Genomic DNA, 26,536 nt, shown 5'->3' on the forward strand with positions numbered 1-26,536 from the left:
CGTCTCGTCGCCCCGCCCTCGCTCATGCGTACCCCGGCACTCTGTGCGAGCTGAGAGCATGGGTGCCGGTCACACCCAGGGAGGAACACATGCCCGAGCACGCGGCGGCACCGCCACCGGAGACGGAACAGGGCTCCACCGCCCCTGCCGCGCCACCGACCGCCGGCACCCGCCGCACCGGCCTGCTCGTCACCCTCGTCCTCGGCGGCCTCACCGCGACACCCCCGCTCGCGATGGACATGTACCTCCCGTCCCTGCCGGAGGTCACCGAGTCCCTGCACGCGCCCGCCGCCACCGTCCAGCTCACCCTCACCGCCTGCCTGCTGGGCATGGCGCTCGGGCAGCTGGTCGTCGGCCCGATGAGCGACCGCTGGGGCCGCCGCAGGCCCCTGCTCACCGGCCTCGCCGTCTACCTCCTCGCGACCGCCCTGTGCGCCCTCGCGCCGAACGTCGGGACCCTCGTCGCCTTCCGTCTGGCCCAGGGACTCGCGGGCGCGGCCGGCATCGTCATCGCGCGGGCCGTCGTACGCGACCTGTACGACGGAGTCGCCATGGCCCGCTTCTTCTCCACCCTGATGCTGATCTCCGGGACCGCGCCGGTCGTCGCCCCGCTGATCGGCGGGCAGATCCTGCGAGTGACGGACTGGCGGGGGGTGTTCGTGGTCCTCACGGCGGTCGGAGCCCTGCTCACCGCGCTGGTCTGGCTGCGGCTGCCCGAGACCCTGGCGCCGGGCGACCGGCACGAGGGGGGAGTCGGCGCGGCCCTGCGTTCCATGCGGGCGCTCCTCGCCGACCTGCCCTTCACCGGCTACATGCTGGCCGGCGGCTTCGCCTTCGCCGCGCTGTTCGCGTACATATCCGCGTCCCCCTTCGTCGTCCAGGAGATCTACGGCGCCTCCCCGCAGACCTTCAGCCTGCTGTTCGGCCTGAACTCGGTCGGCCTGGTGATCGCCGGACAGGTCAACGGCAAGCTGCTGGTCGGCCGGGTCGCCCTGGACAAGGTCCTCGCCACCGGCCTGACGGTGATCGTGCTCGCCGCGACCGCGCTGCTGCTGATGTCCACCGGCGCCCTCGGTGACGTGGGCCTCGCCCCCGTCGCGGCAGCGCTGTTCGTCCTCATGTCCGCCATGGGCATCACCCTGCCCAACGCCCAGTCCCTCGCCCTGCTGCGCACCCGGCACACCGCCGGCTCCGCCTCCGCGCTGCTCGGCACCTCCTCCTTCCTCGTCGGAGCGGTCGCCTCCCCGCTCGTCGGCGTCGCCGGAGAGCACACCGCCGTCCCCATGGCGGTGGTCCAGCTGGCGGGAGCACTGGTCGCGGCGGCCTGCTTCGTGGGAATGTGCCGTCCCTGGAGCGCACGTGGGAACACTCGTGCGCAGGTGGAGGGAGACGGGAACTGAGCGCACCCAGACTGCGCGCCGACACGCCGGAACGGGCCGGACTCGACCCCGTGGAGCTCGGGCACCTGGTCGGCGAGGTGCACGCCCTCACCGCCGGCGACCGCCCCTGGGCGGCCGGCGCCGTCGTGCTGGCCGGCCGCGGCCCCGTGATCGCCGTGGCCGAGGCGGCGGGCTGGGCGGTCCGCTACGCCTCCTGCGACCCCGAGACCGGCACCGGCGTCGAACTGCCGCTCGCCGCCCGGGTCCCGGCCACCGTCGACACACCCTTCGACCTCGCCTCCCTCACCAAGCTGTTCACCGCCGTCGCCGCGGTGCAGCAGATCGAGCGCGGCACCCTCGGCATGGACGCCCGGGTGGGCGACTACCTGCCCGACTTCCACGCCGCAGCCGCCCATGGCATCACGGTGCGGCAGCTGCTCACCCACACCTCGGGGCTGCGCCCGGAGCTGCCCCTGTACGACTGCCCGGACGACGCCGCCCGGCTGGCGCTGCTGCGCGCCGAGGCCCCGACGGCCGAGCCGGGCCGGTACCGCTACTCCGACCTCAACATGCTCCTGCTCCAGTCCGTCCTGGAACGCATCACCGGCCGCACCCTCGACGTCCTCGTCCAGGACGGCATCACCCGCCCGCTCGGCATGACGGCCACCGGTTTCGGACCCTGCCCCGGCGCCGCCGCCACCGAGGACCAGCGGCGGCCGTGGGCCAAGGCGGACCGGGGGATGCTGCGGGGCGTGGTCCACGACGAGAACGCCTGGGCGCTCGGCGGCGTCGCCGGCCACGCGGGCCTCTTCTCCACCGCCCGCGACCTCGCGGTCTTCTGCCGCACCCTGCTCGCCGGCGGCTCCTACGGTCCCGCCCGCATCCTCGGCCCCGACTTCGTCGAGCTGCTGCTGACCCCGCCGGGGCTGGGCTTCGTCGTCGACCAGCCGTGGTTCATGGGCGAACTGGCGGGCAGCGGCGCGGCGGGCCACACCGGCTTCACCGGCACGTCGCTCGTCCTCGACCCGAGGACGGACACGTTCCTGGTGCTGCTGGCCAACACCGTGCATCCCCGGCGCAAGGCACCGGACAGCGGGCCCAGGGCGGCCCTGGCCACCCTTCTGGCACGGGCGGTGATCTGAGTCCGCCGTAGAATCACCGGGTGAACGACCCCGTGACCCCGGCCCAGACCCTGCGCGCCGCCCTGGACGACGTCCTCGCCGGGCTCCCGCCCACCCAGGCCGCCGGAGCCGTGGAACGGCTGATCGCCAACTACCGCGGGGAGACCCCCACCCACGCCCCGATCCTCCGCGACCGCGCCGACGTGGCCGCCTACGCCGCCTATCGCATGCCCGCCACCTTCGAAGCGGTCCGCTCGGCACTGGAGGCGTTCGCCCAGGCCGTGCCCGACTGGACGCCCGGCAGTCATGTCGACGTCGGCGGCGGCACCGGCGCCGCCACCTGGGCCGTCACCGCGACCTGGCCCGGCGAGCGCAGCGTCACCGTGCTGGACTGGGCCGAGCCCGCGCTCGCCCTCGGCCGGGAGATCGCCGCCGCCCACCCGGCCCTGCGCGGCGCCCGCTGGCAGCGCGCCCGGATCGGCGCCGACCTCACCCTTGCGGACACCGACCTCGTCACGGTGTCGTACGTCCTCAACGAGCTGGCCGGGCCCGACCGCGCCGCCCTCGTCGACGCCGCCGCGGCCGCCGCGCAGACCGTGGTGATCGTGGAGGCCGGCACCCCGGCCGGCTACGCCCGCGTCCTGGAAGCCCGCGACCGCCTGATCCGCGCCGGACTCCACGTCGTCGCCCCCTGCCCGCACAGCGCCGCCTGCCCCATCGAGCCCGGCAGGGACTGGTGCCACTTCTCCGCCCGGGTGAGCCGCTCCTCCCTGCACCGGCAGGTCAAGGGCGGCACCCTGCCGTACGAGGACGAGAAGTTCTCGTACGTCGTCGCCACCCGCCTGCCCGCCGAACCGGCCCCCGCCCGCGTGGTCCGGCGCCCGCAGATCCGCAAGGGCCAGGTGCTGCTGGATCTGTGCGAGGCGGAGGAGCAACTGCGCCGCACGACGGTCACCAAACGACACGGCCACCTGTACAAGGCGGCACGGGACGCCGAGTGGGGAGACCCGTGGCCGCCGGAGGACGCCCCGGAGCCGTCCGCGTAGCCGCCGTGGCTTGTTAACGTCGCCCCATGGTCGACAAGCCCGCCCCCGACGCCACCCGCCGCAGCGAGAAGTCCCGCAGGGCGATCCACGCCGCCGCCCTCGCCCTGGTCGGCGAGGTCGGGTACCGGAAGACCACCGTCGAGGGGATCGCCGCCCGGGCCGGCGTCGGCAAGCAGACGATCTACCGCTGGTGGCCCTCCAAGGCGGCCGTCCTGCTGGAGGCGTTCCTCGACCTGTCCCGGCAGGCGGCCCGGGAAGCGGGCCAGGAGCCGTACGCCGTCCCGGACACCGGGGACCTCGCCGCCGACCTCAAGGCGGTGCTGCGGATCACGGTGGACCAGCTGCTCGACCCGCGCTTCGAGGTGCCCTCCCGGGCGCTGGCCGCCGAGGGCGTGGTCGACGAGGAGCTCGGCCGCGAGCTCGTCACCACACTCCTCGAACCCCAGCTCCAGCTGTACGTCGACCGGCTGCGCGCCGCCCAGGACGCCGGGGACGTACGGGCCGGCGTCGACCCCCGTATCGCCCTGGAGCTCTTCGTCTCCCCGCTCGCGCAGCGCTGGCTGCAGCACACGGGACCGATCTCCTACGACTACACGGACACCCTGGTCGAGTACGCACTGCACGGAATCGCATCCCAGCCACCCCGAAGCAGATGAAGATGGGACGATGGGGCACACTGTCCGCACACCAGCGAGGCGACCACCAGACTGAGGGGATAGATGAGCGCGACGTTCGGCGGCCGGTCGGGCCGGCAGGGCAAACTCTCCCAGTGGCTGCTCGGACGCCGCCCGAAGGAAGCCGCCGACGACGGCGGCCGTGAGGCCCTGCTGCTCGCCGCCGCCGCGGCGGGCCTGCCGCTCGCCCCGGCCGCGTACCCCGCCCCCGGCTACCGCTGCTCCTGCGACCGCGTCGGCTGTCCCACCCCGGCCCGGCACCCGGTGTCGTTCGCCTGGCAGACCCAGTCCACCACCGACCGCGCCCAGCTCGAGCGCTGGGCCCGGCACCAGCCGCAGGCCAACTTCATCACCGCGACCGGCATGGTCCACGACGTCCTCGACGTCCCCCTGGAAGCCGGGCGGGAGGCCCTTGAGCGGCTGCTCTCCTCCGGTGTCGAGGTCGGTCCCGTCGCCGAGAGCGACGACGGCCGCATGCTGTTCTTCACGCTCACCCGCGGCACCCCCGAGGACGAGGACGAGTGGTGGCCGTGCGAGCTGGACTGCCACCCCGAGACCATGGACGAGCACCCGGGGCTGCGCTGGCACTGCCGGGGTTCGTATGTGCTGGTGCCGCCGGCGCGGCTGCCCGGTGACGATCAGCAGGTGCGGTGGGTGCGGGGGCCCGAGCATGCGTTGCCGGATCCCCTGAGTCTGCTGGAGGCGCTGACCGACGCGTGTGCGCGGTACACGGGCACGGAGAGTGTGGCCTGGCCGTTGCGCGGCGCCTAGGAGCGCTACTCGCCCTGCGCTGACACCAGACCCGGCACCCGCCCCAGCACCGACACCTTGCCGCTTCCCGGCGGGTCCAGGGCGGCCTCCGCCGACATGAGCTCCAGGGTCAGGGACTGCTTCACCTCACCCTTGGTCAGGGCCTGGACGTCCTTGGGCTGGGCCGGGACCGTGGTGCCGGTGAAGGCGGTCTGTTTCTCGTAGTGGTGCGTGGTGAAGAACACCAGCGCGCCGCCGTCCGCCGTGCGCAGCGCCAGCGGGGCGTAGTCGCCGCTCGTCAGCGGCCGGTCGATGAACTGCGTGACCAGCCCCGGCTTGCGGTCCCGCTTGGCGCGGTTGGCGCGTTCGACACTGGTGTACGTGCCGTCGGCGAAGGTCCGGCCGCCCTTCTTCAGATAGGTCGCGTAGTCCGCGCTCAGCTTCCCCGGCTCGACGGCGAACCGTGCGGAGTCGGCCGGTACCGCTTCGGCCCAGCCGTCCTTGTCCGTCTTGAACTCCGGCACGGTGCCGGGCGCCAGGAGGGTCACATACGCCACCCGCCAGCGCTGACCGAGGTCTTGCCGGGTGAAGACCATCAGCCAGCGGGCCCTGCCGGTCTTGTTGCCCTGGGCGTCGGCGACGAACCAGCGCGGCCAGCCGGCCTTCTCGGGGATCGTGATCTTCACGTCCGACAGCGTCAGCGGCACGTGGTTCGGGTTGCCGGACGGGCTGTTGGCGTGCAGCGCCTTCAGCCGCGCGGCGGTGATGTCGCCGAACGGGCCGGTGAGAAAGGGCGCGTCCAGGGAGTTGTCGTAGGCCTTGTCGGCCTTGTTGTACGCGGTCGTGAACGCGGTGAGCGCCTTGGCGGCCTCGGCGCGGCTGGCGGCGGGGAGCACCTCGCGCTCCCCGTGCACCACCACGCATCCGCTCGCCGTGAGCGACAAAGCGGTCAGCGTGGCCGCTATGAGTGCGTTCCTCTCACGCCTGCGGAGCCTGCGCGGGCTGCGATCCCTGCTCATCGGATCCCTTCACCTTCCCCTTTCCGGAGGCGAACCCTACCGGGGCGAGGAAGATCGCGAGCGTCGGGATCAGGTACAGCAGCCACACCGTGACCTGGAGGACCGTCGGGTCGGGCTGGAAGTTGAGGACGCCCTTGAGCAGGGTGCCGTACCAGCTGTCCGGCGGGATGGTGTCGCTGATGTCGAAGGCCAGGTTCGTCAGGCCGGGGAGCCAGCTCGCCTCCTGCAGATCGTGGAAGCCGTAGGCGAGGACTCCCGCCGCGACCACGACCAGCATGCCGCCGGTCCAGGTGAAGAACTTCGCGAGGTTGATCTTCAGGGCGCCCCGGTAGAACAGCCAGCCGAGCAGGACCGCGGTGGCCAGGCCGAGGGCCACGCCGATCAGCGGGCGCGGGGTGCCGTCGCTCGCCGCGTGCACCGACGCCCACACGAACAGCGCGGTCTCCAGGCCCTCCCGGCCGACGGCCAGGAACGCGGTGGCGACCAGCGCGCCCGTGCCCATGGCGAGGGCCGCGTCCAGCTTGCCGTGCAGCTCCGACCTCAGGTGCCGGGCGGTGCGCCGCATCCAGAACACCATCCAGGTCACCAGGCCCACGGCGACGACCGACAGCGAGCCGCCGAGCGCCTCCTGCGCCTGGAACGTCAGTTCCTGGGAGCCGTACTGCAGGACACAGCCGAAGCCCATCGCGATGGCGACCGCGATGCCGATGCCGATCCAGACCGGCTTCAGCGCGTCCCGGCGGCCGGTCTTGACCAGGTACGCGATGAGGATGCAGACGACGAGCGACGCCTCCAGGCCCTCGCGCAGACCGATCAGGTAGTTGGAGAACACGGGCTACGCCTCCTTGGAGAACAGCGTGCGGCCCCACCAGTCGCCGGAGTCCCGGACACCGGGCGGCACGGCGAACACCGCCGAACCCACGTGCTGGATGTACTCGTTGAGCGCGTCGTGCGCGGACAGCTTGCGCTGCAGCGGGATGAACCCCTTGCGCACGTCCCGCTGGTAGGCCAGGAAGAACAGGCCGGCGTCCAGGCGGCCGAGGCCGTCGGTGCCGTCGGTGAAGGAATAGCCACGGCGCAGGATCGTGATCCCGTTGTTCGAGTCCGGGTGCGCGAGACGCACATGCGCGTCGGGCTTCATCGCCTTCAGGAACGGCTCGTCGTGCTCCTTGGCCTTGCCGACCGGCGCGCCCTCGCGCTTGTCCCGCCCGAACACGTCCTCCTGCTCCTGCAGGGAGGTGCGGTCCCAGGTCTCGATGTTCATCCGGATGCGCCGGGCGACCAGGTACGACCCGCCCGTCATCCAGCCGGGACCGTCGCCGTCGCCGACCCACACGAACTTCTTCAGCCGGTCCGTCTCGGTGCCCGCGATGTTGCGGGTGCCGTCCTTGAAGCCCATCAGGTTGCGGGGCGTCTGTGCGTCCGGGGTCGTGGACGAGGTCTTGCCGAAACCGAGCTGCGACCAGCGGATGGCGACCTTGCCGAAGCCGATGCGGGCGAGGTTGCGGATCGCGTGCACGGCCACCTGCGGATCGTCCGCGCAGGCCTGGACGCACAGGTCGCCGCCGGTGCGGGACTTGTCCAGGTTGTCGCCGGGGAACTGCGGCAGGTCGGCCAGGGCCTCCGGCCGCCGGTCCCGCAGCCCGAAGTGCTCGAAGAACGAGGGCCCGAAGCCGATGGTGAGCGTCAGCCGCGAGGGCTTGAGCCCCAGCGCCTCGCCGGTGTCGTCCGGCGGTGCCTCGGCGAGTCCGCCGTAGGCGCCTTCACCGACGGGCTCGCCCGCGGTCATCCGCCGGGCCGCCGCCGTCCAGTCCTTGAGCATCTGGACGAACTCGTCGCGGTCCTCGGTCTTCACGTCGAACGCGGCGAAGTGCAGCCGGTCCTGGACGGGCGTGGCGATGCCCGCCTGGTGGGCGCCGTGGAACTCCACCGCGCCGCCCGTCTCGGCGGCCACCGGGTCCACGTCGTCGCCGGCCTTGGCCATCGCCACCGCGCCTCCGGCCGCCGCGGCACCGAGCGCGAGCCCGGCGCCGCCCCAGCCGATCAGCGCCCGGCGCGACGGATTGCTCCCCTGGTTCTCGGTCATCGCTCTGCCCCCTGCTTACTTCGCGACCGCGGCGGCGAGCTTGGACAGCGGCTCGGCGAGCGCGTTCACCGCGTCCGACAGCTCCTTGCGCTGCTCCTTGGTGACCTTGTCGTAGGAGACGAAGTCGTAGGAGTTCTTGTCCGTGCGGTACTTGTCGAGCACGCCGTTCAGCGCGGTGAACTGCTTGTCCAGCTCCTTGGCCAGCGCCGGGTCGTTCTTCGCGGCGACCGGCTTGAGCAGCTCGTACGCCTTCTGCGCGCCCTCGACGTTGCCCTTGAAGTCGGCCAGGTCGGTGTGCGAGTAACGGTCCTCCTCACCGGTGACCTTGCCGGTGGCGACCTCGTCGAGCAGTTCCTTGGCGCCGTTGGCCATGGAGGTCGGGGTGATCTCGGCCGTGCCGACCCGCTTCTGCCAGTCCTTCAGGTCGCTCACCAGCTGGTCGGCGAGGGTCTTCTCGTCGGCGCCGATCTTCTTGTCCGCCCAGAGGGCCTTCTCCAGCCGGTGCCAGCCCGTCCACTTCTGGCCCTTCTCCAGGCCGTCGGCGCGGGTGTCGGTCTTCGGGTCGATGTCACCGAAGGACTCGGCGACCGGCTCGGTGCGCTCCCAGCCCAGGCGCGAGGGGGCGTAGGCCTTCTTGGCGGCGTCGAGGTCGCCGGACTTGACCGCCTTGGCGAAGGCCTCGGCGAGCGGCACGGTGGCGTCGGCCTGGTCCTGCGCGTACTGGCGGTAGTCGGCGACCGCCTTGTCCAGCTGCGGGTTCCGCTTGGCGTTCGTACCACCGCCGGTCACGTCGAGCTTCTGCCGGATGCCGCGGCCCTTCATGCCGGGGCGGCAGGCGATCTCGTACGAGCCCGCCTTGATCTCGGCGGTCAGCGTGTACTCGGTGCCCGGCCCGATGTTCTCCTTCTCGGAGACGATCCGGTCGTCCGGGAAGAGGATCTCGACCTCGGTGGCCTTGGTGCCCTTGTTCTCGATCTTCAGCGTGACGTGGCCGGCGGGGACCGACGTGGCGGAGGTGTCGCACTTCGAGTTGGCGGCGGTGACCTGGATGGCGTCGCCGTCCTTGGCTTCGCTCTTCGCGGTGCAGGCCGAGAGGGCGGTCAGAGCGGCCACGGTCGTGGCGGCGGTGACGGTCAGTCGGACGGCTCGCATGCAGGCTCCCAGCGGATCTGGTGTGGTGAGGCTGGCCTAACTTACCTGAGGCTTACCTCACCACTACCCCCCGGGGTCGTGATTCACGTCTCAGAATGGCCCGTGGGCAGACCGTCGCCTTACTGCCGGGACGCCGTACGAACCGTCCGGCATCCGCGCCCGGCCGCTCCCCGGCGGCGCCCCCGCCTGGGACGCGCTCGCCGCCGCCGCGATGTTTCAATTCCCCCGTGACTGACTACGACGTACTCCGTGTCTTCTGCGGACCGCACGGCGGCTACGGCAACGAACTCGGTGTCGTCCGCGACGGCTCGGTGCTGCCCGAGCGAACCGACCGGCAGGCGCTGGCGGGCAAACTCGGCTTCAGCGAGACCGTGTTCGTGGACGACCCCGAGCGTGGTGTGATCGACATCTACACGCCCACCCTGCGGCTGCCCTTCGCCGGTCACCCCTGCGTCGGCACGGCCTGGCTGCTCGACGTGCCCGAACTGGTCACCCCGGCCGGAGTGGTCGGTGCCCGCCTGGACGGCGAGTTCAGCTGGATCGAGGCACGGGCGGAGTGGGCCCCGCCGCGCACCCTGCGCCAGTACGCCACCGCCGCCGAGGTCGACGCCCTGGAGGTGCCCCCGCCCGGGGAGTGGATCTACGCCTGGGCCTGGGAGGACGAGGCGGCCGGCCGGATCCGGGCCCGCGCCTTCCCCGGCCGGGGCGACGGCATCGACGAGGACGAGGCCACCGGCGCCGCCGCACTGCTCCTCACCGACCGGCTGGGCCGCGCCCTGAACATCACCCAGGGCAGGGGCTCCCAGATCCTGACCGCGCCTCAGCCGCACGGCTGGGTGGAGATCGGCGGCCGGGTGTTCCTGGAGCGTTAGGCGCTCAGCGGGAACTCGTCCCCGAGCGCCCGGAACACCGCGGTGTTGAGGGCGAAAGCCCGCTTGCACTCTCCGACGATCCGCTGCTTCTCCAGGTCGTCCACCCCTATTCCGTCGAGCAGTTGCCGGTAACTGCGCTTGAAGGCCGCCGGGTTGGGGACGCCGTCGAAGACGTAGAAGCGGACGCCGTCGCCCTTCCTGGTGAAGCCCCAGGTCTTCTCGGCCCGGTCGCGGATGATCTGGCCGCCGGACAGGTCGCCCAGGTAGCGGGTGTAGTGGTGGGCGACATAACCGCCCGGCCAGCGCTCGGCGCACTCGCGGACCCGAGCCGCGTACGCGTGCGTGGCGGGCAGGGCGCTCAGGCCCGCCCGCCACTCCGGCCCCCGCAGATGTGCCAGGTCCCGCTCCAGCGCGGCCAGCCGGAACAGTTCGGGCCGGATGAACGGCCCCGCCACCGGATCCGCCGCCAGCCGCCCGATGCCGCTCTCCAGCGCCTCGTACACGAACCACAGCTGCTCGGTGTAGCGCGCATAGGCGTCCACGCCGAGCCTGCCGCCGAGCAGGTCGCCCATGAACGTCGAGGTCTCCGCCTCCATGTGCTGCTCGTGGGAGGCGATGCGGATGAGGGACGAGAACGACTCCATGGACACTCCTCGGTTTGCCGACGGCCTGTCGGCAAGTTTACCGACAGTGTGTCGGAAAAACATCAGGACCGCCCCCGGCACGGATCCGGGCATGAGAAAGGCCCGCCCCCCGAAGGGAGCGGGCCGAGCGAAAAGCGGCGGCTACGGCAGGGTCAGGATCTCCGCACCCGTCTCCGTCACCACCAGCGTGTGCTCGAACTGGGCCGTCCGCCTGCGGTCCTTCGTCACGACCGTCCAGCCGTCGTCCCACATGTCGTACTCATGGGTGCCCAGCGTCAGCATCGGCTCGATCGTGAAGGTCATGCCGGGCTGCATGACCGTCGTCGCGTGCGGGCTGTCGTAGTGCGGGATGATCAGCCCGGAGTGGAACGACGAGTTGATCCCGTGGCCGGTGAAGTCCCGCACCACGCCGTACCCGAACCGCTTGGCGTACGACTCGATGACCCGGCCGATGACATTGATCTGCCGGCCCGGCCGGACCGCCTTGATCGCGCGGTTCAGCGCCTCGCGGGTCCGCTCCACCAGCAGCCGGGACTCCTCGTCCACGTCCCCGACCAGGTAGGTGGCGTTGTTGTCGCCGTGCACCCCGCCGATGTACGCCGTCACGTCCAGGTTGACGATGTCGCCGTCCCTGAGGACCGTCGAGTCCGGGATGCCGTGGCAGATGACCTCGTTGACCGATGTGCACAGCGACTTCGGGAAGCCGCGGTAGCCGAGCGTGGACGGGTAGGCGCCGTGGTCGCACATGTAGTCGTGGGCCACCTTGTCGAGCTGGTCGGTGGTGACCCCGGGCGCGATGATCTTCGCGGCCTCCTCCATCGCCTGCGCGGCGATACGGCCGGCGATCCGCATCGCCTCGATGGTCTCCGCGGTCTGCACCTCCGGCCCGGTGTACGGCGCCGGCGCGGGCTTGCCGACGTACTCGGGGCGGCGGATGTTTCCGGGAACCGAACGGGTGGGAGACAGCTCCCCTGGTACGAGCAGCGACTGGCCAGACATGCCAGCGAGTCTATCGAGCGCACATGGGGGAACATGTCGGTGGCGAGAGGAGCTGTTCATGGCCCTGTTCAAGAAGCGCACCGTCGGCAAGCCGGGCGAGTGGTACTACTGCCTGGAACACAAGAAGGTCGAGGAGGGCCCGGACTGCCCGGGCAAGGACCGCTTCGGGCCGTATGCCTCTCCGCAGGAGGCCCAGCGCGCGATGGAGACCGCCGCCGAGCGCAACCTCCAGTGGGAGAACGACCCGCGCTGGCACGACGCGTCCGCGAAGAGCGACACCGACGACGCGTGAGGGCGAGGGGTCACGCCGGTACGGCGGCGCGGCGCTCGCGCATCCGCACCGCGTGCTCGTCGGTCCGGGCGTCGTACGTCATGAGACCCGGCAGGCACAGCGCCAGCAGCCCCATCGCACCCGCGCACGCCAGCCCGCCGGAGACGACGGAGGTCCGTACGCCCGCCCAGGCGGCCAGGCCACCCGCCCGGACCTGGCCCAGCTGCGGGCCGACCGAGTAGGACAGCAGCTCGATCCCGGCGAGCCGGCCGCGCAGCTCGTCCGGGATCGTCTGGTTCCACATCGCGGCCCGGAAGATCCCGCTGACCATGTCGAACCCACCGCCGACGGTGAGGAACAGCAGGACCAGCCACACGTTCCCGCACGCACCGGCCGCCGCGACCGCGAGGCCCCAGCCGGCCGCCGACAGCACCACCATCAGCCCATGCCGGTGGATCCTCGACGCCCAGCCGCCGGTCAGGCTCACCAGCATCGCCCCGGCGGGCACGGTGGCGTACATCAGGCCGAGGGCCCAGTCGGCGTGCAGCTCGTCGGCGAGGAACGGCAGCACCGCGAGCGGCATGGCCAGGAACATCGCGGCGAGGTCGACGACGTAGGTGCCGAGGAGGTCCTTGCGGCTCCAGGCGTACCGGGCGCCTTCGAGGACGGCGCCCAGCGAGGGTCTCGACGCCTCGTGGGAGGCGGGGGAGGGGGCGATGGGCACGATGAACGCCAGCGAGACGGCGAAGGTCAGCAGGTCGGCGGCGTACGCCCAGCCCAGGCCCGCGTAGGCGACGACCACGCCCGCGAGGGCCGGTCCCGCGACTCCGCCGACGGTCCAGCGCAGCGAGTTCAGCGAGGCCGCCGCCGGCATGTCGTCGTGGGCGACGATCCGTGGCCACAGGGAGTCCAGGGCGGGACGCTGCACGGAGACCAGCGCGGAGGAGAGGGCGGCGACGGCGTACAGCGGCCACACCGCCGGGTGCGGGAGCAGGGCGTCGACCAGCAGGGCGGCGCTGAGCAGCCCCTGGCCGGCCTCCGTCCACACGATGAGCTTCCGCTTGTCGAGCGCGTCGGCGAGGGCGCCGCCGTACAGGCCGCAGACGATGAGCGGCAGCAGTTCCACGGCGCCGATCGCACCCACCGCTGCCGCGGAGCCGGTCAGGTCCTTCAGCTGGACCGGGAGCGCGACGAAGGTGAGGAAGCTGCCGAAGTTGCTGATCAGGCCGGACTTCCACAGACGCCGGAAATCCGCGGATGCCTTCCAGGGGGACAGGTCGGGGAGAAGGGCGCGGGTCACCGGGGCATGTTCGGCCGGGCCGGGTGCAGGGGCAACCGTATTTCCGTGCCGAGCCGCTTGTGTCACCAGGGAGCGGGCGGCGGTGCCGTCAGGATCTCCGTCAGCCGGGCCAGCCTGTCCCGGAACCCCCGCCGAACCCTCGGAGAGCCGCCGTTCTCGCCCGCCGCCGCGCTGAGCAGGTGCTGCACCGTGTCCAGGTCCAGCTCCGCCCCCTCCGGCACGGCCAGCGTGTCATGCGCCATCGCGGCGAGTTCACCCCCGCCCGCACCGAGAGCCAGCACGGTCACCCCGGCCCGGCGGGCGTCGTGGACACGTTCCAGCAGCGGCGCGGGCTCCTCGGGAGCCACCACCAGCAGGGTCTCGCCGCGCCGCGCCGCCTGGATCCGGCCCGGTCCGACGGCCAGGTGCGGCGGGTCGCAGGGGCGCGCGTGATGCCGTACCAGGGTCGGGGCCAGCTCGGGCGTCCCGGACCACGCGGCCTCGTCCACCAGGTGCGCGGCCAGATGCCACGGCTCGTACGCCGGCGTGCCCACCAGCAGTAACCCGCCCCCGTGCGCCACCACCGACCCGCGCAGCACCCCCGCGAATCGCCGGGTGGCCCCCAGCCACTCGGTCCCGGCGAGCACTTCCCGCAGCAACGCGACCCGTACGGCGTCCATGCGTCCGCATCCTGCCGCAACCGGCCATTCGTGACGTGGAGTTCACGCGGAATTCGCCCGCCTCGGGGACGTACCCCGGGCCACCCCCTCCCCGTGCACCGGCTCACCTGAACCCGTGCCGCCCGCGCCACGGACGTAGGCTCGCCCCATGACCTCTACCGACAGCGCACAGACCCCTGCCAAGGCCCCCGCCAAGGACCCCTGGGACCTGCCCGACGTCTCCGGGTACGTCGTCGGCGTGCTCGGCGGCACCGGACCGCAGGGCAAGGGCCTCGCCTACCGGCTCGCCCGGGCCGGCCAGAAGGTGATCATCGGCTCCCGCGCCGCCGAGCGTGCCCGCGCCGCCGCCGAGGAACTCGGTCACGGCGTCGAGGGCGCCGACAACGCCGAGACCGCGCGCCGCAGCGACATCGTGATCGTCGCCGTACCGTGGGACGGCCACGGCGACACGCTGAAGTCCCTGCGCGAGGAGCTGGCCGGCAAGCTCGTCGTGGACTGTGTCAACCCGCTCGGCTTCGACAAGAAGGGCGCCTACGCCCTCAAGCCCGAGGAGGGCAGCGCAGCCGAGCAGGCCGCCGCCCTGCTGCCGGACTCCCGCGTCGCCGCCGCCTTCCACCACCTGTCGGCCGTCCTGCTCCAGGACCCCGGGATCGAGCAGATCGACACCGATGTCATGGTGCTGGGCGAGGAGCGGGCCGACGTCGAGATCGTGCAGGCCCTCGCCGGGCGCATCCCCGGGATGCGCGGCATCTTCGCCGGGCGGCTGCGCAACGCCCACCAGGTCGAGTCACTGGTCGCGAACCTGATCTCCGTCAACCGCCGCTACAAGGCACACGCCGGGCTCCGCCTCACCGACGTGTGAGCGGATGGGGGACACTGTTCGTCGCAGCAGTGTCCCCCCGCAAGGAGCCGACCCCATGCCCCTCCTGCCCCCGCCCGCCCGGACCCGGCGACTCGCCCTCTACACCCTCGTCGTCTGCGTCCTCGCCGTGGCCGCCGCCGTCGTCTCGTTCGCCCAGGGCAGCTGGCTGGGGATCGTCTGGGTGCTGCTGGCAGGCCTGACGTCCAACATGACCTGGTACTACGTCAAGCGCGACCGGACCACCACCGCGCAGGACACGTCCGTCACGGGGTGACCTGGCAGATCTCGGGGGTGCCCTGCCAGAAGCGGTACAGCTCCTGGCCGCAGTAGCGCGAGAAGCCGCCCACGCCCAGGTGCTGCAGAAGCGCGTCTATGACGTCGAAGAACGCGGTGTTGACCGACGGCACCCACAGCAGCGCGAACACGAACAGCAGACCGAACGGCGCGAACGGCTCCACCTGGCGCTTCACCTGGTAGGACAGCCAGGGCTCGATGACGCCGTAGCCGTCCAGGCCCGGCACCGGCAGGAAGTTCAGGATCGCCGCCGTCACCTGGAGCAGCGCCAGGAACGCCAGCGCGTACTGGAAGTCGGCGGGGACGCCGTCCAGCGCGTGCAGCCAGAACGGTGCGGTGCACACGGCCGCGAACAGCACGTTCGTCAGCGGGCCCGCCGCCGAGATCAGGCTGTGCCGCCAGCGGCCCCGGATCCGGCCGCGCTCGATGAACACCGCGCCGCCCGGCAGGCCGATCCCGCCCATGATCACGAAGAGCACCGGGAGCACGATGCTCAGCAGCGCGTGCGTGTACTTCAGCGGGTTCAGCGTGAGGTAGCCCTTGGCGCCGACTGTGATGTCCCCGCTGTGCAGGGCCGTGCGCGCGTGCGCGTACTCGTGCAGGCACAGGGAGACGATCCAGGCCGCCGTCACGAACAGGAACACCGCGACGCCCGGCTGCGCCGCGTACCCGCTCCAGGTGGCCCAGCCCGTCACCGCCGTCACGGCCAGGATCCCGATGAACACCGGGCTGACTCGGCGCTCGCCGCGGCGGGTGGTGGCGGTGGTCATCGGCGGACTCCTGTGCGGACGGGGACGGTCGGGAATGCGACCGTACCGGCCGCGCACTCGTGGGGGAAACGTCTCGCGCTCGCCGTCCGGTTCCTGAAAACGTGGGGCAATGCCACGGATGAGGGTGTTCTACGAGGACTGGCAGATGGAGTGCTGCGGCAGGCCGTTCGGCGTGGGCCAGGAGGTCGGCTGGCGGCTGGTCGCCGTCGACGGGTCACAGGCCAGGGACGACCGCTGGTACGGCGCCGACGCGTGGGTGGAGAACCACGGAGGCCCGAAGCACAGGACCGTCGGCCGGGTCTGCGCCATCGACCTGGTGCACCAGGAGTACACGGCCCGCCACGACCCGGGCGCCGCCGAACCCGCCGGCCCGGCGCCCGGCACGGTGGTCGTCCGGGCGGCCGGGCGCGCGCTGGAACCGGTGCCCGGCGCACGGACCCTGGAGCCCGTCGACAAGTGTCCCAAGTGGTTCCCGGGGTTCGAGGAGGACAAGCGGCCGGCGCGGCGGGTTCCGTACCGTGTCCGCCGCGCCGTCGGCGTCCTCGTCACCCTGGAGGTCCCGGACGGCACACCGCCGAAACCCGGTGACCGCCGCTGAGCGCTCGGAGACAATGGACCCCGTGCGCTATCGCCTGCTCGGCACCACCCAGGTACTCCGCCCCGACGGTACGGCCGTCCCGGTCGGCGGGGCGCGGCTGCGTGCCCTGCTGGGCGTGCTCGCGCTGCGGGCCGGGCGGACCGTGCCCGTGGGCATGCTCGTCGACGAGGTGTGGGGCGCCGAGCCGCCCGCCGACGCCGCCGGTGCGCTGCAGGCGCTCGTCGGCCGGCTGCGCCGCACCCTCGGCGCGGACGCCGTCGCCTCCGCCGAGGGCGGCTACCGGCTCACCGCCGCGCCCGACGACGTCGACCTCACCCGCTTCGAGCGGCTGACCGGCGACGGCCTTGCCGCACTCGCCGACGGCGACCCGGCCAAGGCCGCCGCCGTCCTCGACGACGCACTCGCCCTGTGGCGCGGCCCCGCCCTCGCCGACCTGCCCGACCACACCGCCGAGGCGGCCCGCTGGGAGACCCGCCGCCTCGACGCCCTGCGTGCCCGGCACACCGCCGCCCTCGCCCTCGGGCACGCCGAGCAGTCGCTGCCCGAACTGACCGCCCTGTGCGACGCCCACCCGCTGGACGAGCCGCTGCAGGCCCTGCGGCTGCGCGCCCTGCGCGACACCGGCCGCCCGGCCCGGGCACTGGCCGCCTACGAGGACGTACGACGGCTGCTCGCGGACCGGCTCGGCTCCGACCCCGGCCCCGAACTGCGGGCGCTGCACGCCGAGTTGCTGCTCACCCAGGCTCCGCCGGAGCCCGCGCGCCCGGTCCTCGGCAACCTCCCCGCCCGGCTCACCTCCTTCGTCGGCCGGGAAGCCGACATCGAGGCCATCGGCGCCGATCTCGCCGCCGCCCGCCTGGTCACCCTGCTCGGGCCCGGCGGCGCCGGGAAGACCCGGCTGTCCCAGGAGGCCGCCGAAGCGGTACGGCACACCGTCCGCGACGGAGTGTGGCTGGCCGAGCTCGCACCCGTGGACGACCCCGACGCCGTACCGCAGGCCGTGCTCACCGCGATCGGCGCCCGCGAGACCGTGCTGCACGGCGCCGGCGCCGAGAGCATGCGCGCGGTCGCCGACCGGTACGACGACCCCCTCGAACGGCTCGTGGAGCACTGCGCGCGGCGCCGGATGCTGATCGTGCTCGACAACTGCGAGCACGTCGTCGAGGCCGCCGCCCACCTGACCGAGCGGCTGCTGGCCCGCTGCCCCGGGCTGACCGTCCTCGCCACCAGCCGGGAGCCCCTCGGTGTGCCGGGGGAGCTGGTGCGTCCGGTGGAGCCGCTGCCCGAGCCGGTCGCACTGCGGCTGCTCGCCGACCGGGGCGCGGCGGCCCGGCCCGGATTCCGTACCGAGGACGATCCCGAGGGCTGCGCCGAGATCTGCCGGCGGCTCGACGGACTGCCCCTCGCGATCGAACTGGCGGCGGCGCGGCTGCGTATGCTCACCCCCCGTCAGATAGCCGACCGGCTCGACGACCGGTTCCGGCTGCTCACCTCCGGCAGCCGCACCGTGCTGCCCCGCCAGCAGACCCTGCGGGCCGTCGTGGACTGGTCCTGGGAACTGCTCGACGAGGACGAACGGGACGTCCTCGCCCGGCTGTCCGTCTTCGCGGGCGGCTGCGACCTGGCCGCCGCCGAGGCCGTGTGCGGCCCCGTCGCCCTGGACGCGCTCGGCTCCCTGGTCGACAAGTCCCTGGTGGTGGCCGCGCCTGTGGCCGAGGGCGGGATGCGCTACCGGCTGCTGGAGACCGTCGCCGAGTACGCCGGCGAACGGCTCGACGAGAACGGCCGCCGCGCCGACGCCGAACGCGCGCACCTGACGTACTACCGCGAACTCGCCCGCACCACCGACCCGTTGCTGCGCGGCCCCGGACAGCGCACCGCCATCGACCGGTTCCAGCTGGAGTACGAGAACCTGCGCACCGCGCTGCGGCACGCTATCGCCGCGGGCGACGAGCAGGAGGCGCTGTGCCTGGTACTGTCCCTGGTGGTCTTCTGGCAGATGCGGGACCAGCGCATCGAGACCCGCGCCTGGTGCGAGGAGGTCATGGCGCTCGGCCCCGACCCCTTCGCCGCACCCGTACGGCCCGCCGCACCGCTGTGGCAGCGCTGCACCGACGCCCCGCCCCCGTACACCGGCGAGATCCTCGCCGAGGCCCGGCGCGGCGTCCACCTCGCCCATCTCGCCTGCATGGACCACGATCTGGAGTCGTGGCAGACGCCCGAGGCGCAGGCCAAGCTGCACGCCGTCGTGGAGACCTACGAGCCCGGGCTGCCGCAGACCTGCCGGGTGCCCGGCCTGCTCTGGTTCTTCGCCGTCATGCTGACCGGCGGCGCCGAGCGGATGTGGGCGGTCATCGACGCGTGCGTACAGACCTGCCGCGACACCCCCGGTTTCGAGTGGGAACTGGCCACGACCCTGCAACTGCGCGCCAACCTCCTCGCCAACCGTGCCGCCTGGGCCGGCAACGCCACCCGTGACGCCGAGGAGTCGCTGGAGATCTTCCGCCGCTTCGGTGACGCCTGGGGCACCGCGGAGGCGCTGTCCGCCCGCGGCGAGGCCCATGAACGCCAGGGCGCCTACCGCGAGGCCGCCGCCGACTACCGGGCGGCCATCGAACACGCCGAACGCCTCGGCGCCCGCGGCCAGATGGCCGTCCTCCGCGCCCGCCTCGGCAGCGTGCTCATGGAGACGGGCGACCTCGAACGCGGCGAGCAACTGCTCCGGGACGTCATCGCGAGCCAGGAGGGCTCCCTCAACGAGGCGATGCCGGCCGCCCGGCTCTTCCTCGGCTGCTGGCTGGGCCTGACCGGTCGCGTCGCCGAGGCCCGGGAGCAACTGCGCCTGCTGCGCGAGGAGTTCAAGATCGCGCACTTTGTCGTCTTCGACTCCATGATCCTCGCCCAGGAGGCCTGGCTGGACGCGCTGGACGGGCATGCCGAGGCGGCCCTGGACCGGTCCCGGCGGGCGATGCACCTCGCCCGCGACCCACTGGCCCAGACCATCGCCCCGCATCTGCACTCGGTGTGCCTCACCACCGCGGCGATGGCCCTGGCCGCCCTGGACGGCGGCAGCCGCGCCGCCGACGCCGCCCGCTGCCTGGGCGCCGCCGACGCCCTGCTGCCGGCCGGCCACATCCTCTCCGGCGTCGAGCTGCGCTGCCACGACCTGACCGAGGCCCGGATCCGCCGGGGCCTGGACGAACCGGCCTACCGGGCCGCGTACGCCGAGGGCGGTGGCCTCTCCCTCGCGGAGGCCACCGCCCTGGTCTGAGCCACGGCTCAGCTCTTGGTGCGGAACTTGTGGATGGCGACCGGTCCCATGACGGCCGTGATCCCCACCGACCAGGCCACGGTCACCCACAGGGGATGCGCGACCGGTCCGCCGTCCATCAGGCCGCGGGCCGCGTCCGCGAGTGTCGACAGCGGGTTGTAGTCGGTGAAGTGCTGCAGCCAGCCCGGCATCGACTTCGGCGGCGCGAAGATCGAGGACCCGAACTGCAGCGGGAAGAGCACCAGGAAGCCCATCGCCTGCACGGACTGCGCGTTCTTCAGGATCACGCCGAGGGTGAGGAACACCCACATGATCGAGGAGGCGAACAGCGCGGACAGACCCACGGCCGCGAACAGGCCGGCCCAGTGGTGGATGTGGAACCCGACCAGCACGGCGACGACCATCAGCACGGTCGTGGCGAACAGCATGCGGGCCAGCTCGACGGCGATCTTCGCGAACAGAACGGACCCGCGGCCGATCGGCAGCGACCGGAACCGGTCCATGACGCCACTGTTGAAGTCCTGGCTGAACCCGGTGCCGACCCCCTGCGACAGGGTCATGCTCATCATGGCGATCATGCCGGGGATGACGTACTGCACGTACCTGCCCTGGCCGCCGCCGAGCGCCTGCCCGATGGACCCGCCGAAGACGTAGACGAACAGCAGGGTGAAGACGACCGGCATCAGCAGCGCGTCGAACATCGACTCCGGGTCCTGGCGGATCCAGAGCAGATTGCGGCGGATGAGCGCGCCGGTGTGCCGCAGATGCCCGCGCAGCGGGATACGGACGTCGGAGTCGGTGACAGCGGTGGTGGCGGTGGTGGCGCTCATACGGCGACCTCCTGGCGGGCGTCGGCGGACGTCGTGTCCTGCGGGGCACTGGCGCGGTGGCCGGTGAGGGACAGGAACACCTCGTCCAGGCTGGGGAGTTCGGTGGTGATGGAGGAGATCGTGATGCCGCGCGCGGTGACCGCGCCGACCACTGCGGTCAGCTGCTCGTCGCTGAGGATCGGCACCAGCAGGGTGCCGGTCTCGGTGTCCACGGTGGTGGAGGCGAGCCCGGTGATGCCCAGCTCGTCCAGCATGGCGGCGAGCGGGCGCAGTTGCAGCGGGTCGACCGGCCGGACCCGCAGGGTGCGCCCGCCGACGCGGGCCTTCAGCTCCTCGGTCCCTCCCGTGGCGATGACCTTCCCGCGGTCCACCACGGTCAGCTCGGAGGCGAGCTGTTCGGCCTCCTCCATGTACTGGGTGGTCAGCAGCACGGTGACACCGTCGCCGACCATCGCCTTCACCTCGTCCCACACCTCGTTGCGGGTACGGGGATCGAGCCCGGTGGTCGGCTCGTCCAGGTAGAGCACGGCCGGCCGCCCGATCATCGAGGCGGCGAGATCCAGCCGTCGCCGCATACCGCCGGAGTACGTGCTCGCCGGCCGCCTGGCCGCCTCGGTCAGGGAGAACCGCTCCAGCAGCTCGTCGGCGCGGGCGCGGGCGTCCTTGCGGGACAGGTCCAGCAGCCGGCCGATCATGTACAGGTTCTCCCAGCCGGGCAGCTTCTCGTCGACGGAGGCGTACTGCCCGGTGAGGCCTATCACCCGGCGCAACTGGCGGGGCTGCCGTACGACGTCGTACCCGGCCACGGTCGCCCGGCCGGCGTCCGGGGCGATCAGGGTGGACAGGATCCGTACGAGGGTGGTCTTGCCGGCGCCGTTCGGGCCGAGCACACCCATCACGGTGCCCTCGCGCACGTCCAGGTCCACACCGTCCAGTGCCTTGGTCTCGCCGTAGTGCTTGACCAGTCCCCGTACCGTCACGGCGTGGCTCGCGCCGACGGGGTTCTCGTGGATTCGCTTCATGGGGAAGACGGTGCCAGGGGCCACCGACAAACCACCGACAGGCCGCCTACAGCCACCGACAACTTCCCGACGACCACCGCAACCATCAGACGACCACCGCAACCATCAAGTGAGGAACCACGACGGCGAGCAGCCACGTCCGCGAGAGCGGCGCCGGATCAGGCGCCAAAAAAGGGCCAGCCCGCCGACGGGGGATGATCGGCGGGCTGCCCGGTGTTGCCGCAATGGCTCAGTGGACGGAGTGCTCCTCCAGCGGGAACGTTCCGCCGACGACGTCCTCCGCGAACGACTTCGCCGCGTCGCCCATCACTTCACGGAGGTTCGCGTACTTCTTGACGAACTTCGGCACCCGGCCGGAGGTCAGCCCGAGCATGTCCGTCCAGACCAGCACCTGCGCGTCCGTCTCCGGTCCGGCGCCGATACCCACCGTCGGAATGTGCAGCACCCGCGTCACCTCGGCCGCCAGCTCCGCCGGTACCAGCTCCAGGACGACCGCGAACGCACCCGCGTCCTGTACGGCCTTCGCGTCCCGCAGCAGCTGCTGCGCCGCCTCCTCGCCCCGCCCCTGCACGCGGTAGCCCATCGCGTTGACGGACTGCGGGGTCAGCCCGATGTGGGCCATGACCGGGATGCCGGACTCCACCAGCAGCCGGATCTGCTCGTGCGACCGCTCGCCGCCCTCCAGCTTGACCGCGCCGACGCCGGCCTCCTTCACCAGCCGGGTCGCCGAGCGCAGCGCCTGCACCGGGCCCTCCTGGTAGGAGCCGAAGGGGAGGTCGCCGACGATGAGGGCGCGCTGGGTGCCGCGGACCACGGCCGCCGACAGCATCGTCATCTCGTCGAGGGTGACGGGCACGGTCGTCTCGTACCCGAGGTGACAGTTGCCCGCCGAGTCACCGACCAGGATCACCGGGATCCCGGCCTCGTCGAAGACGGACGCGGTCATCGCGTCGTAGGCGGTGAGCATGGGCCACTTCTCGCCCCGCTCCTTGGCGAGCGTGATGTCGCGGACGGTGATGCGGCGGGTGCCCTTCCCCCCGTACAGCGCCTTGCTGCCGTCGGAAGGCTTGTTCTGGGCAGCCGAAAGCTGCGTCATGGCAACGGCTCCTTCAGTCATCTCGAGGCGCCCTGACGGCGTCCCCGGATCGCCTCCATGGTGGCACCTCGTGCCAGTCAGGACCAGAGGGGCCCCTTGTGATCCCCGCCCGGCGCCCGGGAAGGTCCCTGCGGGTAAGGCCTTGGTAAAGAATTAAGATACGAGACGGTTCCGTATCGAAATGGCCGTAGGGTCGAACACATGACAAGTCCCGTCCCTGCCTCCCGGATACCGGAAGCGGTGCACCGGCGCCGCTGGGCGATTCTCGGCGTGCTCATGCTGAGCCTGCTGATCGTGGTGCTCGACAACTCGATCCTGAACGTCGCCATCAAGACCATCTCCAGCCCCGCGCCGACCGGCCTCGGCGCCACCCAGGGCGAGATCGAGTGGGCGATCAACTCCTACACCCTCGTCTTCGCCGGCCTGCTGTTCACCGCCGGCCTCATCGGCGACCGCCTCGGCCGCAAGAAGGTGCTGCTCGGCGGCATCGCCGTGTTCGGCATCGGCTCCATGCTCGCCGCCGAGTCCGGCTCGCCGAACCAGCTGATCGCCTACCGCGCCCTGATGGCCGTCGGCGCCGCCTTCGTCATGCCCGCCACCCTCGCCGTCCTGATGAACGTCTTCGAGCGCGAGGAGCAGCCCAAGGCCATCGGCATCTGGGCCGGCGGCGTCGGCCTCGCCATCGCCATCGGGCCGATCACCGGCGGTGCGCTCCTCGACCACTTCTGGTGGGGTTCGGTCTTCTTCGTCAACGTGCCGATCGTGATCCTCGCGCTGGTCCTGATGGTCTGGCTGGTGCCCGACTCCCGCGACCCCAAGCCCGGCCGCCTCGACCCCGTCGGCGTCGTCCTGTCCGTCGTCGGCCTCGTCCTGCTGGTCTACGGCATCATCAAGGGCGGCGAGCTGGCCGACTTCACCGACACCAAGGTGCTGGCGACGATCATCGCCGGTCTCGTCGTGCTGGCCGCGTTCGTCGTCTTCGAGAAGCGCAGCGACCACCCGTCGCTCGACGTCACCTACTTCAAGAACAAGGTCTTCTCGGCCGCCATGAGCGCCATCGCGCTGGTCTTCTTCGCGCTGATGGGCGTCACGTTCTTCGGCGTCTTCTACACCCAGAGCGTGCGCGGCTACTCCCCGCTGGAGTCCGGTGTGCTGATGCTGCCGCTCGCCGTCGCCCAGCTGATCTTCGCGCCGCGGGCCCGGCTGCTGGTCGACCGGTTCGGCAACAAGGCCACCACCACCGCCGGTCTGGTGCTGATCGCGGCGACACTGGCCATGTTCGCCACCTTCGAGGCCGACACGCCGATCTGGATCCTCGAGGTCGTCTTCTTCCTCATGGGCACCGGCATGGCGCACATCATGACGCCGACCTCGGTCGTCATCATGCAGGCGCTGCCGCGCGAGAAGGCCGGCTCCGCCTCCGCGCTCAGCAACACCTTCCGCCAGGTCGGCGGCGCGCTCGGCATCGCCGTCCTCGGCTCGGTGCTCGCCACGTCGTACCGCAACGGCATCGAGGGCAAGCTCGGCATGCTGCCGCCCGCCCTGCGCGACAAGGCCGCCGAGTCCATCGAGGCCACGCTCGGCATCGCCGACAAGCTCGGCCCGCAGGGCAAGGCCCTGGTCACACCCGCCGACGACGCGTTCCTGCACGCCATGCACGTCACCGCGCTGTGCGGAGTGGGCGTCGCACTGATCGGCGCCGTCGTCACGGCCCTGTTCCTGCCGGGCAAGCCGCCCGCCACCGAGCAGGGCGAGAAGGAAGCAGAGCTGGTCGCGGCCGCCGACTGACGCGGACCGCGGTTCAACGGGGGAAGGAGGCGGCTGCGGGACAATTCCCGCAGCACAGTGAGAGGACGGATCGACGTGAGCCTTGCCGAAAGCCGGCCGCGACCGGGCTGCCCCGCACGGGGCAGGCCCCGCAGTGAGGCCGTGGAGCGCGCCATCATCGAGGGCGTGATGAAGCTCCTGGAGGAGGGCGTGCCCCTCGCCGAACTCTCCATCGAGCGCATCGCCCGCACCGCCGGGGTCGGCAAGGCCACCATCTACCGCCGCTGGAGCGGCAAGGAGGACCTGTTCATCGACGTCGTGCGCGCCGCTGAGCCCGCCGACCCCGAACTCCCCGGCGTCTCCATGCGCGACGACCTCGTCGTCCTGCTGGAGAACCTGCGCCAGCGCGGCCTCGCCAGCCGGACGTCGGCGCTCCTGCACAACGCCCACGCCCAGATCAAGAGCAGCCCCAGGATCTGGGCCGCGTACCACGCGAACGTCGTGGCGCCACGGCGCGACCTCGGGGTCGAAGTCCTGCGCCGCGGGCAGCGCAACGGCGAACTCCGCGCCGATGTGGACCTGGAACTGGCCAACGACATGCTCGTCGGCCCCATGCTCACCCGGGCCGTGCTGCGCCCGGACGCCGACCTGCCCGAGGGCCTGGCGGAGCAGATCGTCGACACGGTCCTGGCAGGCCTACGCCCCGTCAGCTCGACAGCCTCGTAGCACTCATGTGCGCGTTTCGTCACAGACCCCGGCCGTCCCGGGAAAAACGGAACTCCCCGCCCCGGCTCTTTCGTCCTCGTCTTCCGTACGGCCGTCATGGGACGGCGGGAACGGAGCCGATCATCCCCTAGGGTCGGAAGAACACGGGGGACGACGGTGTGCACGGCAGGCAGTGAGGCAGACGGTATGGCGCAGCAGGCGTACATGACGGAGACGGCGGACGGCGGCTCGGGGCCCGAGCGACCGGGATCCCGGCTTCGGCGCCTGACGCACCGTCTGCTCGCCGGGTGGCGCGGGGATCCACGGATCTGGCGCCGGGGCACCGTCCTTGCGGTGCTGGCGCTGCTCCTGGCCCTGGTGATGCTGCTGCACTCGCGCATCCCGAACCGGCTGGGCAACCTCGGCAGTCTGACCGAGACGTTTCTGCCCTGGCTGGGCCTCGCCATCCCGGTCCTGCTGCTGCTCGGCCTGATCCGGAAGTCGGCGACCGCGCTCATCGCCGTCGTCCTCCCGGCGATCGTATGGCTGAACCTCTTCGGCGGGCTGCTCACCGACAAGTCGGGCTCGGGCGGCGACCTGATGGTGGCGACCCACAACGTCAACGCCGACAACCCCGACCCCGCCGTGACCGCCCGTGACGTCGCCTCCTCCGGCGCCGACGTCCTGGCCCTGGAGGAGGTCCCCGGCACGGCGGTGGCCGTCTACGAGAAGGCGCTCGCACCGACGTACCGGTACCACGCGGTCGTCGGCACGGTCGGTCTGTGGAGCAAGTACCCGATGAGCGATGTGCAGGCGGTGGACATCAAGCTCGGCTGGAAGCGCGCGATGCGGGCCACCGTCACCACCCCGCACGGCCCCGTCGCGGTGTACGTCGCCCACATGCCCTCGGTCCGGGTGAAGGTGGAGGCCGGGTTCACCGCCCGCCAGCGCGACAAGAGCGCCGACGCGCTCGGCGAGGCCATCGCCGACGAGCCCCTGAAGCAGGTCGTCCTGCTCGGCGATCTGAACGGCACGATGAACGACCGCTCGCTCAACGCCGTCACCTCCCAGATGCGCTCCACCCAGGGCGCGGCCGGCAGTGGCTTCGGGTTCAGCTGGCCGGCGTCGTTCCCGATGGCGCGGATCGACCAGATCATGGTCAGGGGCATGGAGCCGGAGAGCTCCTGGACACTGCCGCGCACCGGCAGCGATCACCTCCCGGTGGCCGCCCGTGTGAAGCTGGACACGTCCTCGTAAGCCGGTGGAACAGGGCCCGGGGAGAGTTTGTTCTGTAGCTGAACATAAGCTGTACGGAACTCCCTCTCGTCGACTCCCACGTCGAGTCGACT

The 26,536-nt window shown here is 71.9% G+C and carries 26 protein-coding genes; 14 read left to right on the plus strand and 12 right to left on the minus strand.

What is annotated here, in order from left to right; all coding sequences use genetic code 11:
* Positions 1-89 precede the first annotated feature (89 nt).
* From ACZ41I_RS03110 to ACZ41I_RS03130, 5 genes are all read left to right on the plus strand, one after another.
* Positions 90-1,400 (plus strand): multidrug effflux MFS transporter, encoded by a 1,311-nt coding sequence (locus tag ACZ41I_RS03110; RefSeq protein WP_468513026.1) that lies wholly within the window; start codon positions 90-92, stop codon positions 1,398-1,400.
* Complete coding sequence (locus ACZ41I_RS03115; protein ID WP_468513027.1) at positions 1,340-2,521, plus strand: serine hydrolase domain-containing protein; 1,182 nt, start codon at positions 1,340-1,342, stop codon at positions 2,519-2,521. The genes ACZ41I_RS03110 and ACZ41I_RS03115 overlap by 61 nt, the downstream gene beginning before the upstream one ends.
* 20 nt (positions 2,522-2,541) lie before the next feature.
* Positions 2,542-3,546: a small ribosomal subunit Rsm22 family protein gene (locus ACZ41I_RS03120; protein ID WP_363216338.1), complete on the plus strand. Its 1,005-nt coding sequence runs from the start codon at positions 2,542-2,544 to the stop codon at positions 3,544-3,546.
* 26 nt (positions 3,547-3,572) lie between these two features.
* The gene (locus tag ACZ41I_RS03125; protein ID WP_468513028.1) at positions 3,573-4,202 is read left to right on the plus strand and encodes a TetR/AcrR family transcriptional regulator; all 630 of its coding nucleotides are present in this window, start codon (positions 3,573-3,575) and stop codon (positions 4,200-4,202) included.
* 63 nt (positions 4,203-4,265) lie between these two features.
* On the plus strand, positions 4,266-4,991 hold the full coding sequence (locus tag ACZ41I_RS03130; RefSeq protein ID WP_363216336.1) for a bifunctional DNA primase/polymerase: 726 nt from the start codon (positions 4,266-4,268) through the stop codon (positions 4,989-4,991).
* A gap of 5 nt (positions 4,992-4,996) precedes the next feature.
* On the opposite strand, the gene ACZ41I_RS03135 is transcribed toward ACZ41I_RS03130, so the two are convergent.
* From ACZ41I_RS03135 to efeO, 4 genes are read right to left on the minus strand one after another with little or no spacing between them, the layout of a single operon-like run.
* Positions 4,997-5,989 carry an SCO2278 family lipoprotein gene (locus ACZ41I_RS03135; protein ID WP_468513029.1) on the minus strand — a complete coding sequence of 331 codons (993 nt, stop codon included), beginning with the start codon at positions 5,987-5,989 and terminating at the stop codon, positions 4,997-4,999.
* The gene (efeU, locus tag ACZ41I_RS03140; RefSeq protein ID WP_363216334.1) at positions 5,949-6,821 is read right to left on the minus strand and encodes an iron uptake transporter permease EfeU; all 873 of its coding nucleotides are present in this window, start codon (positions 6,819-6,821) and stop codon (positions 5,949-5,951) included. The genes ACZ41I_RS03135 and efeU overlap by 41 nt, the downstream gene beginning before the upstream one ends.
* Positions 6,822-6,824: 3 nt before the next feature.
* A complete protein-coding gene (efeB, locus tag ACZ41I_RS03145; RefSeq protein ID WP_363216333.1) occupies positions 6,825-8,075 on the minus strand; it encodes an iron uptake transporter deferrochelatase/peroxidase subunit in 1,251 nt (416 codons plus the stop codon).
* A 15-nt stretch (positions 8,076-8,090) separates the two neighbouring features.
* Positions 8,091-9,227 carry an iron uptake system protein EfeO gene (gene efeO / locus ACZ41I_RS03150; RefSeq protein ID WP_363216332.1) on the minus strand — a complete coding sequence of 379 codons (1,137 nt, stop codon included), beginning with the start codon at positions 9,225-9,227 and terminating at the stop codon, positions 8,091-8,093.
* 227 nt (positions 9,228-9,454) lie between these two features.
* Between efeO and ACZ41I_RS03155 the strand changes: the two genes are divergently transcribed.
* A complete protein-coding gene (locus tag ACZ41I_RS03155) occupies positions 9,455-10,099 on the plus strand; it encodes a PhzF family phenazine biosynthesis protein (protein ID WP_363216331.1) in 645 nt (214 codons plus the stop codon).
* On the opposite strand, the gene ACZ41I_RS03160 is transcribed toward ACZ41I_RS03155, so the two are convergent.
* On the minus strand, positions 10,096-10,743 hold the full coding sequence (locus ACZ41I_RS03160; RefSeq protein WP_399773769.1) for a heme oxygenase (biliverdin-producing): 648 nt from the start codon (positions 10,741-10,743) through the stop codon (positions 10,096-10,098). The two genes, ACZ41I_RS03155 and ACZ41I_RS03160, sit on opposite strands and share 4 nt — an antisense overlap.
* A 141-nt stretch (positions 10,744-10,884) precedes the next feature.
* Positions 10,885-11,742, minus strand: a complete 858-nt coding sequence (gene map / locus ACZ41I_RS03165) for a type I methionyl aminopeptidase (protein ID WP_363216329.1) — start codon at positions 11,740-11,742, stop codon at positions 10,885-10,887.
* 58 nt (positions 11,743-11,800) lie between these two features.
* Between map and ACZ41I_RS03170 the strand changes: the two genes are divergently transcribed.
* Complete coding sequence (locus tag ACZ41I_RS03170) at positions 11,801-12,034, plus strand: hypothetical protein (RefSeq protein WP_399773766.1); 234 nt, start codon at positions 11,801-11,803, stop codon at positions 12,032-12,034.
* A 10-nt stretch (positions 12,035-12,044) separates the two neighbouring features.
* Here the strand turns inward: ACZ41I_RS03170 and ACZ41I_RS03175 are convergent, their stop codons facing one another.
* Positions 12,045-13,313 carry an MFS transporter gene (locus ACZ41I_RS03175; protein WP_468513030.1) on the minus strand — a complete coding sequence of 423 codons (1,269 nt, stop codon included), beginning with the start codon at positions 13,311-13,313 and terminating at the stop codon, positions 12,045-12,047.
* 62 nt (positions 13,314-13,375) lie between these two features.
* Positions 13,376-13,972: a hypothetical protein gene (locus ACZ41I_RS03180; RefSeq protein WP_363216326.1), complete on the minus strand. Its 597-nt coding sequence runs from the start codon at positions 13,970-13,972 to the stop codon at positions 13,376-13,378.
* Positions 13,973-14,120: 148 nt separating this feature from the next.
* On the opposite strand from ACZ41I_RS03180, the gene npdG reads away from it, so the two are divergent.
* Complete coding sequence (gene npdG / locus ACZ41I_RS03185; protein WP_363216324.1) at positions 14,121-14,834, plus strand: NADPH-dependent F420 reductase; 714 nt, start codon at positions 14,121-14,123, stop codon at positions 14,832-14,834.
* Between the two features lie 55 nt (positions 14,835-14,889).
* Positions 14,890-15,108: a hypothetical protein gene (locus ACZ41I_RS03190; RefSeq protein WP_399773759.1), complete on the plus strand. Its 219-nt coding sequence runs from the start codon at positions 14,890-14,892 to the stop codon at positions 15,106-15,108.
* Here the strand turns inward: ACZ41I_RS03190 and ACZ41I_RS03195 are convergent.
* The gene (locus ACZ41I_RS03195; protein ID WP_399773756.1) at positions 15,098-15,898 is read right to left on the minus strand and encodes a site-2 protease family protein; all 801 of its coding nucleotides are present in this window, start codon (positions 15,896-15,898) and stop codon (positions 15,098-15,100) included. The genes ACZ41I_RS03190 and ACZ41I_RS03195 overlap by 11 nt on opposite strands.
* A gap of 109 nt (positions 15,899-16,007) precedes the next feature.
* Here ACZ41I_RS03195 and ACZ41I_RS03200 point away from each other — a divergent pair, with 109 nt between their 5' ends.
* The gene (locus ACZ41I_RS03200) at positions 16,008-16,496 is read left to right on the plus strand and encodes a DUF6578 domain-containing protein (protein ID WP_468323641.1); all 489 of its coding nucleotides are present in this window, start codon (positions 16,008-16,010) and stop codon (positions 16,494-16,496) included.
* A 13-nt stretch (positions 16,497-16,509) separates the two neighbouring features.
* A complete protein-coding gene (locus ACZ41I_RS03205) occupies positions 16,510-19,767 on the plus strand; it encodes an AfsR/SARP family transcriptional regulator (protein ID WP_399773752.1) in 3,258 nt (1,085 codons plus the stop codon).
* Positions 19,768-19,775: 8 nt separating this feature from the next.
* On the opposite strand, the gene ACZ41I_RS03210 is transcribed toward ACZ41I_RS03205, so the two are convergent.
* The 3 genes from ACZ41I_RS03210 to panB form a co-directional block, all read right to left on the minus strand.
* A complete protein-coding gene (locus tag ACZ41I_RS03210; RefSeq protein ID WP_399773750.1) occupies positions 19,776-20,597 on the minus strand; it encodes an ABC transporter permease in 822 nt (273 codons plus the stop codon).
* A complete protein-coding gene (locus ACZ41I_RS03215) occupies positions 20,594-21,619 on the minus strand; it encodes an ATP-binding cassette domain-containing protein (RefSeq protein ID WP_468513031.1) in 1,026 nt (341 codons plus the stop codon). The genes ACZ41I_RS03210 and ACZ41I_RS03215 overlap by 4 nt, the downstream gene beginning before the upstream one ends.
* Before the next feature lie 229 nt (positions 21,620-21,848).
* Complete coding sequence (panB, locus tag ACZ41I_RS03220; protein ID WP_399773744.1) at positions 21,849-22,715, minus strand: 3-methyl-2-oxobutanoate hydroxymethyltransferase; 867 nt, start codon at positions 22,713-22,715, stop codon at positions 21,849-21,851.
* A 201-nt stretch (positions 22,716-22,916) separates the two neighbouring features.
* Between panB and ACZ41I_RS03225 the strand changes: the two genes are divergently transcribed.
* The 3 genes from ACZ41I_RS03225 to ACZ41I_RS03235 all read left to right on the plus strand — a co-directional run bounded on the left by ACZ41I_RS03225 (position 22,917) and on the right by ACZ41I_RS03235 (position 26,444).
* On the plus strand, positions 22,917-24,503 hold the full coding sequence (locus tag ACZ41I_RS03225) for an MFS transporter (RefSeq protein ID WP_363216315.1): 1,587 nt from the start codon (positions 22,917-22,919) through the stop codon (positions 24,501-24,503).
* A 75-nt stretch (positions 24,504-24,578) separates the two neighbouring features.
* Positions 24,579-25,208, plus strand: a complete 630-nt coding sequence (locus ACZ41I_RS03230) for a TetR/AcrR family transcriptional regulator (protein WP_363216314.1) — start codon at positions 24,579-24,581, stop codon at positions 25,206-25,208.
* Between the two features lie 186 nt (positions 25,209-25,394).
* Positions 25,395-26,444, plus strand: a complete 1,050-nt coding sequence (locus ACZ41I_RS03235; protein WP_363216313.1) for an endonuclease/exonuclease/phosphatase family protein — start codon at positions 25,395-25,397, stop codon at positions 26,442-26,444.
* The last annotated feature ends 92 nt before the right edge of the window (positions 26,445-26,536 follow it).

This window comes from Streptomyces sp. NPDC030799 (assembly GCF_055572255.1).

What these genes read in the sequence shown, in the direction of transcription:
- ACZ41I_RS03110 (WP_468513026.1), top strand. Translation starts at nt 90, where the DNA reads ATGCCCGAGCACGCGGCGGCACCGCCACCGGAGACGGAACAGGGCTCC.
- ACZ41I_RS03125 (WP_468513028.1), top strand. Translation starts at nt 3,573, where the DNA reads ATGGTCGACAAGCCCGCCCCCGACGCCACCCGCCGCAGCGAGAAGTCC.
- ACZ41I_RS03130 (WP_363216336.1), top strand. Translation starts at nt 4,266, where the DNA reads ATGAGCGCGACGTTCGGCGGCCGGTCGGGCCGGCAGGGCAAACTCTCC.
- ACZ41I_RS03135 (WP_468513029.1), bottom strand. Translation starts at nt 5,989, where the DNA reads ATGAGCAGGGATCGCAGCCCGCGCAGGCTCCGCAGGCGTGAGAGGAAC.
- efeB (WP_363216333.1), bottom strand. Translation starts at nt 8,075, where the DNA reads ATGACCGAGAACCAGGGGAGCAATCCGTCGCGCCGGGCGCTGATCGGC.
- efeO (WP_363216332.1), bottom strand. Translation starts at nt 9,227, where the DNA reads ATGCGAGCCGTCCGACTGACCGTCACCGCCGCCACGACCGTGGCCGCT.
- ACZ41I_RS03160 (WP_399773769.1), bottom strand. Translation starts at nt 10,743, where the DNA reads ATGGAGTCGTTCTCGTCCCTCATCCGCATCGCCTCCCACGAGCAGCAC.
- map (WP_363216329.1), bottom strand. Translation starts at nt 11,742, where the DNA reads ATGTCTGGCCAGTCGCTGCTCGTACCAGGGGAGCTGTCTCCCACCCGT.
- ACZ41I_RS03170 (WP_399773766.1), top strand. Translation starts at nt 11,801, where the DNA reads ATGGCCCTGTTCAAGAAGCGCACCGTCGGCAAGCCGGGCGAGTGGTAC.
- ACZ41I_RS03180 (WP_363216326.1), bottom strand. Translation starts at nt 13,972, where the DNA reads ATGGACGCCGTACGGGTCGCGTTGCTGCGGGAAGTGCTCGCCGGGACC.
- npdG (WP_363216324.1), top strand. Translation starts at nt 14,121, where the DNA reads ATGACCTCTACCGACAGCGCACAGACCCCTGCCAAGGCCCCCGCCAAG.
- ACZ41I_RS03190 (WP_399773759.1), top strand. Translation starts at nt 14,890, where the DNA reads ATGCCCCTCCTGCCCCCGCCCGCCCGGACCCGGCGACTCGCCCTCTAC.
- ACZ41I_RS03195 (WP_399773756.1), bottom strand. Translation starts at nt 15,898, where the DNA reads ATGACCACCGCCACCACCCGCCGCGGCGAGCGCCGAGTCAGCCCGGTG.
- ACZ41I_RS03200 (WP_468323641.1), top strand. Translation starts at nt 16,008, where the DNA reads ATGCCACGGATGAGGGTGTTCTACGAGGACTGGCAGATGGAGTGCTGC.
- ACZ41I_RS03205 (WP_399773752.1), top strand. Translation starts at nt 16,510, where the DNA reads ATGGACCCCGTGCGCTATCGCCTGCTCGGCACCACCCAGGTACTCCGC.
- ACZ41I_RS03210 (WP_399773750.1), bottom strand. Translation starts at nt 20,597, where the DNA reads ATGAGCGCCACCACCGCCACCACCGCTGTCACCGACTCCGACGTCCGT.
- ACZ41I_RS03215 (WP_468513031.1), bottom strand. Translation starts at nt 21,619, where the DNA reads ATGAAGCGAATCCACGAGAACCCCGTCGGCGCGAGCCACGCCGTGACG.
- panB (WP_399773744.1), bottom strand. Translation starts at nt 22,715, where the DNA reads ATGACGCAGCTTTCGGCTGCCCAGAACAAGCCTTCCGACGGCAGCAAG.
- ACZ41I_RS03225 (WP_363216315.1), top strand. Translation starts at nt 22,917, where the DNA reads ATGACAAGTCCCGTCCCTGCCTCCCGGATACCGGAAGCGGTGCACCGG.
- ACZ41I_RS03235 (WP_363216313.1), top strand. Translation starts at nt 25,395, where the DNA reads ATGGCGCAGCAGGCGTACATGACGGAGACGGCGGACGGCGGCTCGGGG.